Source organism: Streptomyces sp. MnatMP-M17 (assembly GCF_900091995.1).
GTDB lineage: Bacteria > Actinomycetota > Actinomycetes > Streptomycetales > Streptomycetaceae > Streptomyces.
The window spans coordinates 1-1,484 of record NZ_FMDK01000756.1; the positions used below are offsets into that span (position 1 = coordinate 1).

1 protein-coding gene and 1 pseudogene are annotated in these 1,484 nt (G+C 67.5%); both read left to right on the forward strand.

Features of this window, described 5'->3' with window-relative positions:
- On the forward strand, positions 1-817 hold an 817-nt coding region (locus GA0115259_RS29870), incomplete at its 5' end, for an N-acetylmuramoyl-L-alanine amidase (RefSeq protein WP_107469290.1).
- 214 nt (positions 818-1,031) lie between these two features.
- Positions 1,032-1,484 (forward strand): annotated as a pseudogene (locus GA0115259_RS29875) (DUF5336 domain-containing protein); the annotation flags it as partial.

A 1,484-nucleotide genomic window follows, 5' to 3' on the forward strand; every position in this document is an offset into this window, starting at 1 on the left:
CCCCCCCGCCGCGGCGGCGGCCGGCGCCACCTCCGGCTCCTCTCCCACGGCGTCCTCTGACGCGTCCACCACTGCTTCTCCGACGCGATCCACCGCGCCGACGCCATCCGGCTCGGAGAGCAGCGCGCCGGACGGACTGAACGGTCCGCTCGCGGGAAAGGTCGTCGTGATCGATCCCGGGCACAATCCGCATAACCGTGATCACACCACCGAGATCAATAAACCGGTGGATATCGGAACGACCAGCAAGGAATGCGACACCACCGGCACCGCCACCAACGCCGGTTACGCCGAGGCCGCATTCACGCTGGACGTCTCCCACCGGCTGCGCTCTCTGCTGCGGGAACTCGGCGCCACGGTCGTCCTCACCCACGACAACGACCGCCCGTACGGCCCGTGCGTGGATGAGCGGGCCCGAATCGGCAACAAGGCGAAGGCCGATGCCGTGATCTCCGTGCACGCCGACGGTTCGGCGCCGGGAAACCGTGGATTTCATGTCATTCTTCCCGCTTCGGTGAAGGACGGAGCCGCGGACACCACGGCGATCGTCGGTCCTTCGCGCCGGCTCGGCGAGCACATCGTCGGCAATTTCGTCCGGGAGACCGGCAGCGCACCCGCCAACTACCTGGGCGGAGGTACCGGGCTGGACGTACGGAAGGACCTCGGCGGACTGAATCTGTCGCAGGTGCCCAAAGTCTTCATCGAATGCGGCAATATGCGCGATTCACACGACGCCGCCCTGCTCACCGATGCGGATTGGCGGCAGAGCGCGGCACAGGGAATGGCGGATGGAATCATGGGATTTCTCACCAGGTGACCTGGATTGCCCTGATCGTGGCCCGCGTAACAGCTTGCCACCGGGCCCGGTAACAGGCCTGCTACCGCGCCTGATACCGGGCAGACGACCCGATCGGGCAGACGATACATTCATCCGTACGATAGGGAGCCGCCCCCGAGCTTCGCACTGCGCACCGCCGCAATCGGCGACCGCGTCGACCGCCCCGACGAGACGACAACGAAGGACTTTTCACGTGAACATCCGCTCCCTCACTCGAGGCGACGGCGTGGTGATCGGAGCAGCGGTGTTGCTGTTCATCGCCTCGTTCCTCAATCTGTACGAGTCCAGCGTGTTCGGATCGAGCAATGCTCCGAACGCCTGGGACTCACTGGGCACCGTGATGAGCATCCACCTGGCCGGGGTCATCGCCGCGGCACTGATCGTCACCTCCCGCGCGCTGCCGCAGCCGCGCAAGATCGCGGGGCTCGACCTCGGGCAGTTCGGTGTCGCGCTGGCGATCTTCGCGGCGTGGACGGCGCTCTGGTCGCTGATCGGTCTGGACGGCATCAGCGCGGGCAGCGGTCTGATCCTGGGCTTCGTCGGCGCCCTGGTCCTCGCCGGCGCGGCCGTCGCCACTCCGCTCGTACCGCCGCTGAAGGCTCCGCTCCTCGGCGCGCCGAGGCCGCAGGCGCCGCAGCCGTACGGT